This window comes from Kribbella qitaiheensis (assembly GCF_042657745.1).
Taxonomy (GTDB): Bacteria; Actinomycetota; Actinomycetes; order Propionibacteriales; family Kribbellaceae; genus Kribbella; species Kribbella qitaiheensis.
This window is the reverse complement of record NZ_JBHSKE010000076.1, coordinates 41724-57661: the sequence shown is the minus strand read 5'-3', so window position 1 is coordinate 57661 and position 15938 is coordinate 41724. Positions and strand designations below refer to the sequence as shown.

The 15938-nt window shown below is 68.7% G+C and carries 17 protein-coding genes; 7 read left to right on the top strand and 10 right to left on the bottom strand.

Translation table 11 applies throughout. The features are described from left to right. The 3 genes from ACFPJ1_RS40245 to ACFPJ1_RS40235 all read right to left on the bottom strand — a co-directional run. The coding region (locus ACFPJ1_RS40245; protein WP_380111637.1) for a DUF222 domain-containing protein at positions 1-1109 on the bottom strand (1109 nt) is incomplete at its 3' end. 272 nt (positions 1110-1381) lie between these two features. After that, complete coding sequence (locus ACFPJ1_RS40240; RefSeq protein WP_380111636.1) at positions 1382-1864, bottom strand: DnaJ family domain-containing protein; 483 nt, start codon at positions 1862-1864, stop codon at positions 1382-1384. Positions 1865-1971: 107 nt separating this feature from the next. Next, positions 1972-2562: a hypothetical protein gene (locus ACFPJ1_RS40235; RefSeq protein WP_380111635.1), complete on the bottom strand. Its 591-nt coding sequence runs from the start codon at positions 2560-2562 to the stop codon at positions 1972-1974. Between the two features lie 499 nt (positions 2563-3061). On the opposite strand from ACFPJ1_RS40235, the gene ACFPJ1_RS40230 reads away from it, so the two are divergent. Beyond that, positions 3062-4606 (top strand): aldehyde dehydrogenase family protein, encoded by a 1545-nt coding sequence (locus tag ACFPJ1_RS40230; RefSeq protein ID WP_380111634.1) that lies wholly within the window; start codon positions 3062-3064, stop codon positions 4604-4606. After that, positions 4603-5754, top strand: coding sequence for an NAD(P)/FAD-dependent oxidoreductase (locus tag ACFPJ1_RS40225; RefSeq protein ID WP_380111633.1), 1152 nt, complete (start codon positions 4603-4605; stop codon positions 5752-5754). The genes ACFPJ1_RS40230 and ACFPJ1_RS40225 overlap by 4 nt, the downstream gene beginning before the upstream one ends. Here ACFPJ1_RS40225 and ACFPJ1_RS40220 read toward each other — a convergent pair whose 3' ends face one another. The 6 genes from ACFPJ1_RS40220 to ACFPJ1_RS40195 all read right to left on the bottom strand — a co-directional run bounded on the left by ACFPJ1_RS40220 (position 5755) and on the right by ACFPJ1_RS40195 (position 9776). Further along, positions 5755-6345 carry a dihydrofolate reductase family protein gene (locus ACFPJ1_RS40220; protein ID WP_380111632.1) on the bottom strand — a complete coding sequence of 197 codons (591 nt, stop codon included), beginning with the start codon at positions 6343-6345 and terminating at the stop codon, positions 5755-5757. Positions 6346-6347: 2 nt separating this feature from the next. Beyond that, positions 6348-6821 (bottom strand): SRPBCC family protein, encoded by a 474-nt coding sequence (locus ACFPJ1_RS40215; RefSeq protein WP_380111631.1) that lies wholly within the window; start codon positions 6819-6821, stop codon positions 6348-6350. Continuing rightward, the gene (locus ACFPJ1_RS40210; RefSeq protein WP_380111630.1) at positions 6818-7147 is read right to left on the bottom strand and encodes an ArsR/SmtB family transcription factor; all 330 of its coding nucleotides are present in this window, start codon (positions 7145-7147) and stop codon (positions 6818-6820) included. Before ACFPJ1_RS40210 ends, ACFPJ1_RS40215 begins: the two co-directional genes overlap by 4 nt. 167 nt (positions 7148-7314) lie before the next feature. Next, positions 7315-7947 (bottom strand): hypothetical protein, encoded by a 633-nt coding sequence (locus ACFPJ1_RS40205; RefSeq protein ID WP_380111628.1) that lies wholly within the window; start codon positions 7945-7947, stop codon positions 7315-7317. Between the two features lie 161 nt (positions 7948-8108). After that, entirely contained in the window at positions 8109-8735 is a 627-nt protein-coding gene (locus tag ACFPJ1_RS40200) for an FMN-binding negative transcriptional regulator (RefSeq protein ID WP_380111627.1), read from the bottom strand. Positions 8736-8768: 33 nt separating this feature from the next. Then, entirely contained in the window at positions 8769-9776 is a 1008-nt protein-coding gene (locus ACFPJ1_RS40195) for a LacI family DNA-binding transcriptional regulator (RefSeq protein WP_380111626.1), read from the bottom strand. Between the two features lie 202 nt (positions 9777-9978). Between ACFPJ1_RS40195 and ACFPJ1_RS40190 the strand changes: the two genes are divergently transcribed. From ACFPJ1_RS40190 to ACFPJ1_RS40170, 5 genes are read left to right on the top strand one after another with little or no spacing between them, the layout of a single operon-like run. Next, on the top strand, positions 9979-10854 hold the full coding sequence (locus ACFPJ1_RS40190; protein WP_380111625.1) for a 5-dehydro-4-deoxyglucarate dehydratase: 876 nt from the start codon (positions 9979-9981) through the stop codon (positions 10852-10854). Continuing rightward, positions 10851-12113 (top strand): glucarate dehydratase family protein, encoded by a 1263-nt coding sequence (locus ACFPJ1_RS40185; RefSeq protein ID WP_380111624.1) that lies wholly within the window; start codon positions 10851-10853, stop codon positions 12111-12113. The genes ACFPJ1_RS40190 and ACFPJ1_RS40185 overlap by 4 nt, the downstream gene beginning before the upstream one ends. After that, entirely contained in the window at positions 12107-13258 is a 1152-nt protein-coding gene (locus ACFPJ1_RS40180) for a hypothetical protein (protein WP_380111623.1), read from the top strand. Before ACFPJ1_RS40185 ends, ACFPJ1_RS40180 begins: the two co-directional genes overlap by 7 nt. Further along, complete coding sequence (locus ACFPJ1_RS40175) at positions 13258-14247, top strand: hydroxyacid dehydrogenase (RefSeq protein ID WP_380111622.1); 990 nt, start codon at positions 13258-13260, stop codon at positions 14245-14247. Before ACFPJ1_RS40180 ends, ACFPJ1_RS40175 begins: the two co-directional genes overlap by 1 nt. After that, positions 14244-14417 carry a hypothetical protein gene (locus tag ACFPJ1_RS40170; protein WP_380111621.1) on the top strand — a complete coding sequence of 58 codons (174 nt, stop codon included), beginning with the start codon at positions 14244-14246 and terminating at the stop codon, positions 14415-14417. Before ACFPJ1_RS40175 ends, ACFPJ1_RS40170 begins: the two co-directional genes overlap by 4 nt. Positions 14418-14522: 105 nt before the next feature. Here ACFPJ1_RS40170 and ACFPJ1_RS40165 read toward each other — a convergent pair whose 3' ends face one another. Further along, the gene (locus tag ACFPJ1_RS40165; RefSeq protein WP_380111620.1) at positions 14523-15938 is read right to left on the bottom strand and encodes an aromatic amino acid lyase; all 1416 of its coding nucleotides are present in this window, start codon (positions 15936-15938) and stop codon (positions 14523-14525) included.

The window sequence follows — 15938 nt, the reverse complement described above, 5'->3', positions numbered from 1 at the left end:
TTGGCGCCGAGCACGATCGGGATGATCTGCGCCTCGCACGCCAGCCGCCGGATCGCGCCGGCGGACAGTCCTTCGCCGTGGACCAGGGTCCCGACCGCGTGGGCGCCTGCGTCGGTGAGGTCTTTGAGGTCGATGGTGATCGTGATGTGCGCCTTCGGGCCGTGCCCGGCCACCGCCCTAGCACCCGTCGCGGCGGCACCAGTCTGGCCGGAGCGACCGGTCGCGTCTGGAGTGCCGGTGCCGTGTGGCGATCCGGCGGCCTCGGCACTGTCGAGGGTCGCCCCGGCCAGGTCGGCGGGATCGGCTGTGTCGGCTGGGCCGGTGGCGGTGGTGATGGCGTTGGAGGCGACGTTGAGGACGTCGGTGAGGGCGTCGGCGCGGCGCTTGTCCGGTGAGCGCGGGTCCAACTCGCCGGTGACGGTCTTGCGCGGCTTCGAGCCCTCCAGGATCAGGGCCTGGAACAGTTCGGCGTTGTCGTTGGCCAGGTAACCGCTGAACTTCACCCCCCGGTCGGCGGGCCTCAGCCGCAACTCTTCCCGGGCGTAGGCCTTGTCCTCCTCCGGCGCCGGGCCGTCGGCGTCGAGCAGGTCGCGGACCCGGCGGGCGGCCTTGCGCAGTTCGGAGGGGTTGAAGTGGCGCCCCAAGGCGACGAGTTGTTCCTCGGCGACAGTCAGGTCCTCGACCGCGACGGTCTTGGGGACGCCTTCCAGTTCGGCCACGATCGCCGCGGCCTGCGCCGGAGACAACACCACTGCATCGGCTTCGGCTCCCACGCCCGGCTCGCTGTCCGGATCGTCTTGAGTGGCGTCGGCCGGATCCCCGACGCCGGTGGCTGGCAGGGCGTTGGTGACGGCGGGGTACTTCTTGAGCGCTTTGGCCAGGGCCAGGTCACGCTTGATCACGCCTGGGTCGAGGCGGTGGCGGAAGGCGAGCAGGCGGGCGGTGTCGCCGGCGCCGAGGGTGGCGGCGTGGCCGGTGGCGTCGTAGGCGGCCAGGACCTGCAGGCGGTAGGTCTGTAGGCGGGAGATCTCGGCGTGGAGCGCGTCGAGAGTCGCCAGCAGTTCGCTGTCGCTCATCGACCATGCCGGCCGCTCGCCCAAGATCTCCATACCCCAGACTCTAGATGGCGCCTCGGACAGTTTCTGGTCCGGAAGGCCCTTATTTGTAAGGGATTCCAAAGATTGACCGAAACTCGACGCAGGCATCGGATCCGGTCAGGTTGTCCACAACCCCACCGAACCTGTGGAGTCGCCGCCGGGTGAACGAAGGCCGCGTCGAACGCGCGAGGATGCAGATGCAGCTGGCCGGCGGTGGGATCTCCGGTGCACACCACGCCGACCACCTCTACGAGCTTGCTCGCGTCCCCGACCGACTGCGACGATCAGCCGCCGAACAAGCGCTGCCATAACGAGCGCCTGACGCTTGCCGGCTGGTCCGGCTCGGCTGGTCGTGTGTTTGCCGACGGGCGGTCGAGGCGCCATTGCTCGACGAGGGCCTCCTCGTCGACCGTGCCGACCGGGATGACCGCTCCGGTGGCGTCGCGGATCTGGATCAGGATGCGCTTGTTCAGATCCTGCAGATAGTCCCGGACCTCGCTCTCGCGGCGCACCTTGCGCAGCTTCTCCGGGAGCTGTTCCTTCTCCTTGCGCAACTGCACCGACACAGGCAGCAGCGCGTCGGTCTCGATCTGCTCCCGGCGGATGAGGTCCTTCACCCACCAGTCCGGGTCGTGCGCCTCAGCCAGCTTCGGGATCGGCTTGCCCGCACCGGGGAGATTGTCGAACTCACCCCGGTTCTGGGCCTGCTTGATCTGCGCCTCGACCCAGTCCTCGGTCTTCATCCCGGGCGGTTTGCGCTCCGTCATCTGTACGCCCTCCCAGTCACTGCGACATGGTTGCTGTACACCGCCGATCAGGCGACCGCCGTTCCCGGCGGACCACCATTCTACCGTTTGTGAATGCAATCACAAGATCAGCCGGGAGGAATTCTCCGCTGCGGCCAGAGCTCAGGCATCGGGATCGGCAGCCGCCACATCGGTAGGCCGCCCTCCACCAGGCCGTTGCGGATCGCGACGTACCGGAGCAGCCGCAGCGGGCCGGCGATCAGGATGAAGGCGAGCGGCAGCTCCACCAGGAGCGCGGTGAGCAGGGCCTGGACCAGGTCGGCGCCCCGCTGGCTGGTCAGGACGTCGAACCACGCGTCGCAGACGAGCAGGACACCCGAGGCGAAGGCGGTCGGCAAGAGCAACAGCCGTCGCCGCCAGCCGAAAACCGCGGTCGCGACAAGCATCGCCAGCAGGATCACGTCGAACCCGACCCAGGTGGCGACCCAGTTCCGCGCCTCGTAGTGGCTGGGCAGGGTGATCGCCAGGTAGACGATCCACGGGATCAGCGCGGCCACACAGGCCAGCATCAGCGCCAGCCGCCATCTGCGGATCCGTTCCATGGTCCGCGGCGCCGGCAAAAACCCCGCCGGCACCGGGGCCAGCCGCAGGATGAGCTCCCGCCGCTGCGCTGGAGTCATCGCCGCGATCTCTTCATCGGACAGCCGCAAACCGCTCACACTTCATGCTCACACGCCCCACCAACCAATCCCCGCCACCGCCCCGCCGTACCGCGTTCGCCGTGCCGGGGTGCTCCACGGGAGAGGCGGAAGGGGATGTCACGCAGGGCGGGGCTGGGGTGGGGCGGGGATGCGTGCGCGGCGTGGGGGCGGGGATGCGTGCGCGGCGTGGGGGCGGGATGCGTGCGCGGCGTGGGGGCGGGGATGCGTGCGCGGCGTGGGGGCGGGGATGCGTGCGCGGCGTGGGGGCGGGGATGCGTGCGCGGCGTGGGGGCGGGGATGCGTGCGCGGCGTGGGGGCGGGGATGCGTACGCGGGATGGGAGTGGAGATGCGCGCGGGGTGGGGGTGGAGGTTCTGTTGGGTGGGGCGGCCACTGGGGGAGAGGCGGCTGCGTGGGTGGGGCGGCTGCTGGGTGGGGCGGCGCGCGGGTGGGTTGGCAGGGGTGGGGTGGATGGCGGAGGCTGGCTGGACCGTAGTTCTGAGTGAGAGGACCCACCTGTGTCGTCTGCCATCTTGTCCGTCGTCGCCGGAGAGCAGGTCCCGGATCCGGTCCGCACCACGCCGTCCACCAACCCGGCGAACACCGCCGACGTGGTCGGCACCATCGGGGTCGCCGGGCCGGACGTGTTCGTCCAGGCCGCCCGGGCCGCACGGGAGGCGCAGGCCGGTTGGGCGGCGCTTCCGGCCCCGCAGCGCGGTCAGGTGATCGCGAACGTCGGCCGGCTGATGACGGCGAACAAGGACCGGCTGGCCGCGCTCGTCACCCGCGAGATCGGCAAACCGCTGGCGGAGGCGCTCGGCGAGGTGCAGGAGATCATCGACACCTGCGACTTCTTCATCGGCGAGGGCCGCCGGCTCTACGGTCAGACGGTGCCGTCGGAGATGCCCGACAAGCAACTGTTCACCTTCCGCCGTCCGGTCGGTGCCGTCGCGGTGATCTCGGCCGGCAACTTCCCGGTCGCGGTGCCCTCCTGGTACATCGTGCCTGCCCTGCTCTGCGGTAACACCGTGGTCTGGAAGCCGGCGGAGTACTCCGCGGTGGTGTCCGACGCGTTCTACCAGATCTTCGCGCACTCCGGCGTACCGGCGGGCGTCTTCAACCTCGTGTACGCCGACGGGCCCGACACGTTCGCGGGGCTCGAGCAGGCGCTGGCGGCCGGGCTGATCGACAAGGTCGGATTCACCGGGTCGAGCGAGGTCGGCAGCCGGATCGGCGAGCTCTGCGGCCGCCACCTGCAGACCCCGTGCCTCGAGCTCGGCGGCAAGAACCCGATGGTGATCACCGAGGACGCCGACCTCGACCTGGCCGTCGAAGGCGCCCTGTTCTCCGGCTTCGGTACTGCGGGTCAGCGGTGCACGTCGCTGGGAACGGTGATCGTGCATGAGTCGGTGCACGACGAGTTCGTCCGGCGGTTCAGCGCGGCGGTGGCCTCGGCGGCGATGGGCGACCCGACCCAGGACGTGTTGTTCGGGCCGCTGCTGGACGAGAAATTCGCGGCCGGCTTCGAGAAGTCGCTCGGCTGGATCGCGGCGCACCACACCGTGATCGGCACGACCGGCCGGGTCTCCGCGGACAACCCGCGCGACGGTTTCGTCGGCGACCCCGCGGTCGGCCTGTTCTACCACCCGGTGATCGTGGACGGCGTCCGGTCCGACGACGAGCTGTTCCTGAACGAGACCTTCGGCCCGGTCGTCGGGATCACCAGCTACGCCACCCTCGACGAGGCGATTGCCCTCGGCAACAAGCCGGGGTACGGGCTGTCCAGCTCGATCTACACGACCGACCCGAACAAGGCGTTCCGGTTCGCGCAAGGGATCTCGGCCGGCATGGTCAGCGTGAACAACTCGACCTCCGGCGCCGAGGCACACCTGCCGTTCGGCGGGAATGGCAAGTCCGGCAACGGTTCGCGGCAGAGCGGCATCTGGGTGCTCGACCAGTTCACCCGCTGGCAGTCGATGAACTGGGACTACTCGGGCAAGCTGCAGAAGGCGCAGATGGACACCGTCACGGTCGAGGCGGACTACACCTTCCTCTTGCCGTGACGCTCCCCGAGCGCGCCGAAGTGGTGATCGTCGGCGGCGGGGTGATGGGTACGAGTATCGCCTTCCACCTCGCCGAGGCCGGCGTCACCGACATCCTGCTGCTGGAGCGGAACGAGCTCGGTTCGGGTTCGACCTCCAAGGCGGCCGGCGGTGTCCGGGCCAACTTCTCGGACGAGCTCAACATCGCGCTCGGCGCTCGCAGCCTGGAGGCGTTCGCTCGCTTCGGTGAACGCCCCGGGCAGGAGATCGACCTGCACCGGGTCGGCTACCTGTTCCTGCTGTCGTCCGACGAACAGGTGACGCTGTTCGAGGAGAGCACCCGGCTGCAGAACGCGGCCGGGCAACCGACCCGGATGCTGGAGGTCTCCGAGGCGATCCGGCTCGCCCCGCTGCTGGCTCCCGACGGGCTGATCGCCGCCTGCTTCTCACCGAACGACGGGCACTGTACGCCGGAGTCCGTCGTGCTGGGATATGCCACGGCTGCGCGGAAACTCGGCGCGACGCTGGTCACCGGCTGCGAGGTCACCGGAATCGATGCCGTTGGCAACGAGATCCGCGGGGTCCGGACGCGGCGCGGCCGGGTCGCTACGTCGACGGTGATCTGCGCGGCCGGAGCCTGGTCGGCACCGCTCGCGGCGATGGCCGGGGTCGAGCTGCCGGTGACGCCACTGCGCCGGCAGATCGTGGTGACCGAGGCGATCCCCGAGCTGCCCCGCGACCTGCCGATGACGATCGACTTCAGCAGCACGTTCTACTTCCACCGCGAAGGCCCGGGCCTGCTGGTCGGCCTGTCCGACCCGGAGGAGGAACCCGGCTTCCACCTCGCTCCCACCGAAGCCTGGCTTCCTCGCCTCACCGCCGCGATGGAACAGCGTGCTCCTTCGCTGCTGGACGTCGGCCTGGCGAGCGGTTGGGCCGGCCTCTACGAGAACACCCCGGATCACAACGCCCTGATCGGCGAGGCCGACAGCATCAGCCGCTTCCTCTACGCCACAGGCTTTTCCGGCCACGGTTTCCTTCAGGGCCCCGCCATCGGCGAGATCCTCCGGGACCTCTACCTGCGCCGGGCGCCCTTCATCGACATCTCCCCCTTGGACGCCAACCGCTTCCGTACCTCGACCCTCCGAGCCGAGCAGAACATCGTCTGATCACTGACCTGCTTGATCGTCGGTTCGAGGCTCCAACCGCTCCCCGACGCGGTAGTCCAGCAGCACGAGCCGATCGTCGAGGACGGTGGTGTCGACCAGGTCCAGGGTGACGTCGGGCAGGTCGGCGAAGACCGGTCCCTCACCGCTGGTGCCGTGGATCGTCGGGAAGACCATGATCCGGAGCCGGTCGACCAGGTCGAGCCGGAAGAGGCTGCGGATCAGGGACGGGCTGCCGATGGTGCGCATCGGGAGACCGTCGTCCATCGCCTTCAACGCGGGCACGGCGGTCTCGACCGGCTCGTCGATGATCGTGGTGTTCGCCCAGCTCAGCGGTGGGGTCAGCGTCTTCGAGAAGACGAGCTTCGGAAGCTCCGCCATCCGGTCGAAGCTGGGGTCGGCATCGGTCGCGACGATCTCGGACATCTCCCGGTACGTCGTCGCTCCCATCAGCATGACGTGGTCCCGGGCAAGCTGCCCGTTGACCCAGTCGTACAGGCCGGGAGCACCGTAGCCCCAGTACGGCGCCGGCTGCGGCCCACCACCGCCGTACCCGTCGACGGTGCTGAACAGGTCGACACTCAACTCACGCATTGTCAGGCCTCCTTGGCCAGTCGGGTCACCAGGTCGTCGAGCTTCGCCATCGAGGCACGGATCCCGGTCTCCATGTCGCCGCGCACGTAACCGTCGCGCTCCTCGACCGTCTGGAACACCGTGTTCTGGCGCAGCGTCGTCGTCCCGTCGTGTTCTTCGAAGGTGATCGTGTTCAGGTAGACGTGCCCGGGCCGCTCGCTGAACTCGTAGGTCTGCACGATCCGCTCGGGCGTCGGCGTCCCGTGGTACAGGCCATGGAAGACGTAGCCCCTGCCGTCCGCGTCGTAGTGCGTCCAGCGCCAGCGGCCGCCGTGCCGTACGTCGAGCTGGTTGACGGTCAGGGTCAACGAGTCCGGGCCGAGCCAGCGGGCCAGCAACTCCGGCTCGGTGTAGGCCCGGAAGAGCAGTTCGCGCGGCGCGGCGAACTCCCGCGTGATGATGACCTGCGGCAGGCCCGGTTCGGCGATCACCTTCATGATTCGTCCTTCAGTACGTCGAGCAGTCCGTCGAGCCGGTCGTAGCTCGCCGACCAGCAGGCGCGGTAATCCATCAGCCAGCCGACCGCCTCGCGCAACGGCTCCGCCTCCAGGTGACTCAGCCGCGCGGTGGCGCGCCGGCTCCGGGAGATCAGGCCGGCCTGCTCGAGCACCTTCAGGTGCCGGGAGATGGCCGGCTGGGAGACGCTGAACGGCGCGGCCAGCTCGGCGACGGTCGCGTCCCCGTCCGTCAGCCGGCGCAGGATCGCCCGCCGGGTCGGATCGGCGAGGGCGCTGAACACCTCACTGAGCTGGTCGACAGCCATTCATAACCTCTTTGTTCTGAAACAGATTGGTTATAGATTGCTGGGACGGCCCGCGACTGTCAAGGCCCGGAGCGGTTCGAGGTCCAAAAGGCCAGAAGCTCCGGACGCGGGACGCGCCGGAGCTTCTTGCTCACTGTGGCTGTTTGTTGTGACCGCGGTTCTGACGGTCAGGGACGGTTGCGGGGCGGGTCGGACGGCCAGTTGTCCGGATCGCACCACTTCGCGTCCAAGTCGTGCTTGGCGCAGTACTCCGCGAGGATCTCCTCGCGGGTCGGCGGACGCGACGGCGTCGGAGTCGGGCGCACGGTCCGGGTCGAGGTCCTGGTGGGCGTCGGCTGGCGCTCCTCCGTCGCCTCGACCTTCCGCGTCGTCCTGGTCGGCGTAGGCGTCGGCTTGACCGTCGTCTTCTGCACCGACGGCGGCGGCGGCGAGGGCACGGCGGTGGTCTTCGGCGGCACCGTCGGAGTGGCCGTGACCGACGGCGTTGAACTGCTGTCGTCGAGCACCGGAGCCGCCTGGTTCTTCGGGTCGTCCCCGCCGAACAGGCCGATCGCGGAGATCGCCCAGAGGTTCACCGCGAGGAACAGCACCAGGCCGCCGGCACCGGCGGCGACCACCCGCTGCGAGGGGCCGCCGTACCGGCCGACGGGTCCGCGGACCGCGTTGCCTTTGCCGTCGACCCAGAACTTCCAGTCGTCAGGGGCGGGCGGCCAGGAGGGATCGGGGCGCCAGGTCTTCGGCGGCATCCAGCTACGGCGGGGCGGCGTCGGCCAGCTCGGCGGTACTACGAACCGCTTCACGAATCCTCCACGTCGCCGACGAAAGCCCGACCCAGGCTAATGGATCGGCCGGGTGCATCAACAGGCTGGGCAGGTCAGCCTCACGGGCAAGATCGACCGGCCCGCACGGAGCCCAACGAGTCAAGGGATGCAAAAGCTACTCCCGCTTCGGCGTGTCGCCCTCAGCTCCGGCGATTCGCCGCCCGGACGGCATCGGCCGACGCCAGCTCACCCCGCTCCTCGAGCGAGGCGATCACTCCGTCGACATCGGCGTCCGACCGGTTCTGGCTCAGCTTCGCCTTCGCCTCGATCCGGCTGATGACGAGCTCGAGCCCGACGATCGCGCGCAGCTGACCGGCGACGAAGGCGGCCGGCGCGTCATCCACCGACCACTGTTGCTCGAAGGCCGCTTCGTGCTTGGTCGTCAACCGGCGAACGACATCCTCGATCCAGGCGGGATCGTCATGGACGACGAGTTGTCCGTAAACGTGGGCGGTCACGTAGTTCCAGGTCGGTACGACGCGGCCGTGTTCGGCCTTCGCCACATAGGCCGACGGGCTGATGTAAACGTCCGGACCCGCCACGATGGCCAGCGATTCGCCGAGCGCGGGAGCCTTCCACTGCTCGTTGTTCCGAGCGACGTGCCCGAGCAACGCGCCATGCTCACCGACGGTCCGGTCGTAAATGAAGGGAAGTAACGTCGCGAGCAAGCCATCGGCTGTGTTCGTGACCAGGTTCCCCGCCCCGTGATTCACGAGCAGATCCCGTACTACGCCATCGCCGGCCGCAAAGTGCTTCGGTACGTACATGTCCGCCATTCTCGCCGCCGACCGCGGTGAGCGTCAGGGGCGGGGCGGACCGCTCGTGTCGCGGACGTGCAGAGTCATCGGCAGGTAGAGCGGGTCCTCGTCGTAGCCGTTGACCAGTAGCCGCTCGAGGATCTCGCCGGCCCGGCGGTCGAGTTCGTCGCGCGGGACCGACACCGTGGTGAGGTTCGAGTGCGCGACCCGGTCGAGCGAGATGTCGTCGAAGCCGATCACCGAGACCTCCCCAGGCACCTCGACGCCCTGTTCACGCAGCTTCGACAACGCCCCGAACGCGACGAGGTCGTTGTAGGTCAGGATCGCGGTCACGCCGGATTCCAGCACTCCGGCGACAACGTCGTACCCGGCCCGGCTGGTGGCTCCGCAGTCGACGACGGTCACCTCGAGACCGAACGCGCGGGCGGCCCCGAAGGCGCGGATGCGCTCGGCGTTCGCCCAGGAGGCGGACGGGCCACTCAGGTACGCCGCGCGCCGGTGCCCGAGCTGGGCGAGATGCCCGCACACCTGGGTCATTCCGCTGTGGAAGTCGACCGAGATCGACGGTACTGCGAACCCCGGGACGACCCGGTTGAACAGGACCATCGGGTGCTTGCGCGAGACCAGTTCGGCCAACTCGGCGCGCGGCATCCGTGGCGAGCAGAGCAGCACACCATCGCAACAGCGCATCAGGTCCTCGACCAGGTCGTGCTCGACGGCGGGATCCTCGTCGGATTCCATCACCATCATCCGGCGGCCGTGCGCCCGGGAGACGGCAGAGACCGCCTTGAGCACCTCGGGGAAGTACGGATTCGCGAGGTCCGGCACGAGCACGCCGATCGTTCCCCATTCACCCCGGGCAAGTCCCTGGGCGGCCGCGTTCGGGCGGTAGCCGAGATCGCGGACGGCGTCGTGCACCCGGTCGACGAGCGACGAGTCGACCTTCGCGGTGCCGTTCAGGACGCGGGACACGGTCGCCGCGGAGACGCCGGCCGCCGTACTGACGTCGTTGATCGTGACGCGAGGGGACCGACCCGGCCGGTTCTGCACGCACTCCTCCCAATCCTCAGAAAGCGTTTGCACAGCGTGGCGCAAACCCGGCCCGGCCGCAAGATTCCGCGACTGAGTAGGCGATCGGGAGCCTTGAGCGAGCCTTGAAATCGCTTTCAGGCGAGCTCTTGCCGGAGCTCCGATCGGCGGCTAAGGTCACTTGGCAAGCGCTTACCGACCCGTCATCAGTGAGGTGCCGCCGATGCAGTTGGACCGTCTTTCCTCCTTCCCCGTGACCGCCTTCGACGCCGACGGCGCGCTCGCGCTCGGCCCGTACCGCGAGCACCTGCGCCACCAGATCGACGCCGGCCCGGCCGCGATCTTCGCTTGCTGCGGGACCGGGGAGTTCTTCTCGCTCACTCTCGACGAGTACGCCGCCGCGGTGCGCGCCGCAGTACAGGAGGCCGCGGGCGCATTGCCGGTGTTCGCGGGCACCGGCTACGGCACTGCGATGGCCAGGCAGTTCGCGGCGGCCGCGCGGGAAGCCGGCGCGGACGGGCTTCTGGTATTGCCGCCGTACCTGATCAAGCCCTCGCAGCAGGGGTTGCTCGACCACTTCCGCGGACTCGCCGCGACCGCGGGGCTGCCGTTGATCGCGTACCAGCGCGACAACGCGATCTTCACCGCGGACAGCGTCGCCGAACTCGCCCGGATCCCGGGAGTGGTCGGCTTCAAGGACGGCCTGGGCGATCTCGATCTTCTCCAGCGGATGATGGCGGTGGCCCCCGATTTCACCTATTTCAACGGGCTGCCGACGGCTGAGGTGACGGCTCGCTCGTACGCCGCGATCGGAGTACGGGCGTATTCGTCGGCGGTGCACTGCTTCGCGCCCGAGATCGCGCACGCCTACGAGGCCGGGCTGGACGAGTTGCTGCCGGAGTTCTACCTGCCGCTGGTGAAGTTGCGGGACAAGGGTGCGGGCTATGCCGTCTCGCTGGTGAAGGCAGCCGTCCGGAAGCGCTGGACCGACGTCGGCTCCGTCCGGTCGCCGCTCACCGACCCGCTGCCGGAGCACCTGGAGGAACTGGATCAGATCCTCGAGAACGGCCTGACCCTCGTCCGGAAGGAAACCGCATGATCACCGAGGTCGTCATCACCCCGATCGCGATGAAGGATCCGCCGCTGCGCAACATCCAGGGCATCCACCAGCCGTACGCGCTGCGCTCGATCTTGCAGGTCTCGACCGATGACGGGCTTACCGGTCTGGGCGAGACGTACGGCGACTTGGCGATCCTGTCAGCGCTGCGCAAGGTGGCGCCGCGGCTGACCGGCCTGGATCCGTTCGACCTGAACGGGCTCGAGCGGATCGTCCGCGAGACTTTCGGCGCAACGGCAGGCCGGGCCACCCACGGCCTGGTCGGTGAGGCAAGTGACGAGAAGACCCTGGCCACGGTGCTCTCCGCCTTCGAGGTCGCCTGCTGGGACCTGCAGGGTCGTGCCCTCGGACGGCCGGTGGTGGACCTGCTCGGCGGCAAGGTCCGCGACACCGTTCCGTACAGCGGGTATCTGTTCTTCAAGCCGGCTGTTCACAACCCAGACCCGGGGTACGAACCGGACCGCTGGGGCGAGGCTATGGATGCCGAGGGCATCGTTGCTCAGGCACGCCAGATGGTCAACGGCTACGGCTTCAAGTCGCTCAAGCTCAAGGGCGGTGTGCTCCCGCCGTCCGAGGAGGCCGACGCCATCCTCGCGCTCCGCGACGCCTTCCCCGATCATCCGTTGCGCCTCGACCCCAATGCCGGCTGGACGGTGGAGAGCAGCATTGCCGTGGGCAAGAAGCTCGACGGCGTGCTCGAGTACCTCGAGGACCCGACCGGCGGGATCGACGGGATGGCCGCGGTGGCCCGTGAGGTGTCGATGCCGCTGGCAACCAATATGTGCGTGACCGCCTTCAGCCACATCTCACCGGCAGTGAAGGCCGATGCCGTCCAGGTGGTGCTCTCGGACCACCACTTCTGGGGTGGGCTGCGTCGCTCGCGCGAACTCGCGGCGATCTGCCGGACCTTCGGGATCGGCCTGTCGATGCACTCGAACTCACACCTCGGCATCAGCCTGGCGGCCATGACCCACCTGGCCGGCGCCACTCCCGAGCTCACCTACGACTGCGACACGCACTACCCGTACCTCGTCGAGGACGTAGTGCAGGAAGGGGTGCTGGAGTTCGCCGACGGGGCTGTGCGGGTGCCGTCGACGCCTGGGCTCGGTGTCGAGTTGGACCTGGACTCGCTCGCCAGGTTGGCCGAGCAGTACGAGAAGTGCGGGTTCGACACCCGGGACGACATCACGCCGATGCGGGCGGTGCAGCCGGGCTGGGATCCGGTGATCCCGCGATGGTGAGGCACGGCGCCTTCGCTTACACCTGGGACCTGATCGGCGATCCGGCAGCGGCTGCTCGCTTCGCCGATCTCGGCGTCGACACGGTCACCCTCCAGGCGGCGTACCACTCCGTGCGGGCCACCACTGCCTGGCATCCCGCCCATCGGGTCGTGCACGCCGAGCACGCGGCGGCGTACTTCCGGATCCGGCCGGAGCGCTGGCGTGGCGCCCGACTGCGACCTGTCGCCCCGACGTGGGCTGTCGACGACGAGGACCGCTTCGGTACGGCGACCTCGGCGCTGGCCGCCGTCGGGCTGCGGTCCGAGGCCTGGGTGGTTCTCACCCACTCGTCGCTGCTCGGGCGGTCCGCGCCGGATCTAACGGTGCGGAACGCCTTCGGTGAACGCTTCGGCTATGCGTTGTGTCCGGCGCAACCAGACGTGCGGGAGTACGCGCTGACGCTGGTGCGGGAGATCATCGAGCTCTACGACATCCCTGCTCTAGTGCTGGAGGCGTGTGGCTGGCTCGGCTTCGAACACCTGAGCCAGCATGAGAAGACCTCCGGCGCGGATCTGACGGCTTGTGCGCGCGATCTGCTGTCCATCTGCCTGTGTCAGGCCTGTTCCCGGTCTTTGGCTGAGTGGGGTGTCGATGTCGCCAGGCTGTCCGCGGACATCCGTGCGACGGTCGACCGGGAGCTTCAGGACGGCGTGCCGGCAGGGCTGAGCTTGATCGAGGCCTTGGGCGAGGAACGGGCTCAGGCCCTCTATGACCATCGGACTGCGGTGATCACCGGACTGTTGGCGGAGGCCACCGCATTGGCCGACGGGCGAGAGGTGTTGCTGATGGCAACTGATGACGAGCGGGTGACCGGTCCTGATGTCGGGGTCGACCTGGCTGGCTTCGAGACCGCTCCGGCCGCATTCGTGCTGAAGTCATGGGACGACGAGGAGGCCGCGATCGGCCGGGTAAAGGCCGCGGCGGCGCGCACCGCCGTACCGTTGGTCGCCAATGTCAACGCTCTGGGTGAGCGTCCGGAGGAGCTGACCGCGCTCGCGGCGCGACTGGTCGCGGCAGGTGCGTCGGAACTGCGGTACTACCATGCCGGCTTGGCCTCACCGGCGCGGTTGGCGGCGATCCGGGCCGCCGTTCAGGAGGTGGTCTGATGCTGAACGGCCTCTACGTGATGGACCTTGCCCGCTTCCCTGACGTGTACGGCGAGGACGAGCGGGCCGCACTCGAGAAGAACCTGCAGATTCTGGTTCCTCCGCTGACGCCGTCCGAGCTCACGCCGGAACTGCTCGGAGACGTCGAGGTGCTCGTCACGGCCTGGGGTGGTCCGCGGTTGACTGCCGAACTGCTGGCTGCCGCACCTCGGCTGGCGTTGGTGCTCTACGGAGCCGGGTCGGTGCGTTCGATCGTCACGCCGGAGTCCTGGGCTCGGGGCGTGCGGGTGACCGCGGCCAACTCGGTGATCGCTGCGTCCGTTGCCGAGTTCACGCTCGCGCAGGTGCTGTATGCGTTGAAGCACGGTTGGCGTTATGTGCTCGGCGCCCGGGCGTTGGGCGAATCGCTGCCGCGGGCAACCAATGAACCGGGTGCGAACGGATCAGTTATCGGGTTGATGTCGCTCGGTGCTACTGGTCAGGCGACCGCCCGACTGCTGGCCCGGCACGACCTCGTCCTGCAGGCCTACGACCCGTACGTCGATCCTGCTCTCGCGGCTTCGCTCGGGGTCCGGCTGGTGTCGCTCGAAGAGTTGTTCGCCACCTCCGATGTGGTGTCGCTGCACGCTCCTGTGCTCGCGGAGACCCGCCAGATCGTCAGCACTTCCCTGCTGTCGGCCATGAAGAACGACGCGACGCTGATCAACACGGCTCGTGGCGCGCTGATCGACGAAGAGGCACTGGTGACTGTGCTGGGCGAGCGCCCGGATCTGTTCGCAATACTGGATGTCACCGATCCTGAGCCGCCGTTGCCGGGGTCGCCGCTCTTCTCGCTGCCGAACGTGGTGGTGACGCCGCATCTGGCCGGCACGCTGAACACCGAGCGCCGCCGGCAAGGCCGCCTGATGGCGTCGGAGCTCGCCCGGTACGTCGCGGGTGAGCCGTTGGAGCACGAGGTTTTCAAGGCCGGACAGGCGCGATCGGCATGAGCGTGACCTTGGTGATAGTGCCACCTCAGCGCGAGAGCACTGCGGATTGGCCCGCGCGGCTGATGTCCGCCGTACCGGGGCTGACGGTGGCTCGCCCCGCGGTGGAGGACGCGGCTGAGGCGTTGCGCGAGGCGGACGCGGCGTACGGAGTACTGCCGGCTACAACCTGACCGTCTCCCACACTTGACCCCCACCCCTGGCCCTCCTTTGCCCGGCCGCCGGAGGTCGTTGCCTTCGACCGCCGGGTATTGGGGGTCACGAGCAACGCGGCGTGATCAGATCACGGTGTCGAGCAGGCGGCTCAGGTCTGCCCCGAACGGCCGGTCCGCCTCGATCGCCGGTACGACGTGCGCCACCGAGCCGAGGAAGTCCCGCAGCCCTTGCGGCACAGGCCTTTTCGACAATGCGAAGGCCTGGTACACCGCGAGCAATTCGCAGGCGGCGACCTCACGCGTCAGCCGCACCGCCTCACCCAGCACGCCGACGGCCTCCCATGAGAAGCTCTGCACATCCTCTTGCCCGTTGGAGGTCTCGAGCGTACCGATTGCCGAAGGCAACGCCAGTCGGCGCAAGTAATGGATGGTGGCAACGGCTCGTTTGTGCACGGTCACCAGCCCGGCCTGCGGACCAGGATCGTGCGCCAACTGTGCAGGTAGTCCCGTGACGGCGGGATCGAGCAGCCGATGGATCCGCGCCGTCGACACCTCGGCCGCATGAGTCAGCGCCGCGACCAGTTGATCGCAGTGCGCGGCCAGGTTGATGCCGTGGAACCCCGCTGTTCCGATGAAGGTTCCCCCAAGAAATGCGGGCGAATCCGTCACGCCGACCAGCGCCCGCTCCACTGCCTCGTCGAGACGCGCGACCGATCGCCTGACATGCGAGATGACTTGTCCCGCGACTCGGAACGACACCGGTGCTTGCAGTGACCGCGGCTCATCCTCCGGCCCGGCGAGCCGCAGAATCCGCTCCAGCTCCGCCGTCAGCAGCTCGTCTCCCCTGCCACACAAGGGGTTGTACGGATCGCGGTTCGCGCCGATCACCGCGATAGAGCCTGCGGCAACCAAACTCAGATGGTCCGCGAGCCGTTGCGCGCGACCAACCTGCAGCCACGCTCTACCGGTCGCGCCGGGAATCCCGGCGAGCAGCGAGATCCCTTCCTTCGGACCGAGCTCGAACGACGGCAACACACCCTCAGCCGGGCTGATCGTTCCGGTCGCGGGGATGACCGAGCCGATGCCGACCAGCGGGCCGAACGCGTGGGCCAGCGGGATGATCTCGCCGGCCGAGCCCGCGCCACCGACCGGGATCGCGGGCACCAGACCGCTGTTGAGCAGGGCCACCAGCTGCAAGCAGAGCTCTGGTGAGACACCCGCATCGCCGGTCAGGAACGTCCTCAGTCGCGCGACAACGACGGCGCGGGCCTCGTCGGGCGGCAACCAGGGCGGTCCGCCCGCCGCTCGCCCGAGCAAGAGATTGCGTTGATGGACTCGCTGCTCCTCGTCGGTGAGCCGACGCTTGCTCATGGCGCCCATCCCGGTGTTCACGCCGTAGACGGGGTCACCGGTGCGCAGAGCATCGAGTACGGCGGACCGGGTAGTGGCGAGGCGGTCGAGCAGGCTGCGAGAGAGCTCCAGCGGCTCGGTATCGATCAGTTGGCGGGGGCCGAGGTCTTCGGCGCGGTCGATCAGCAT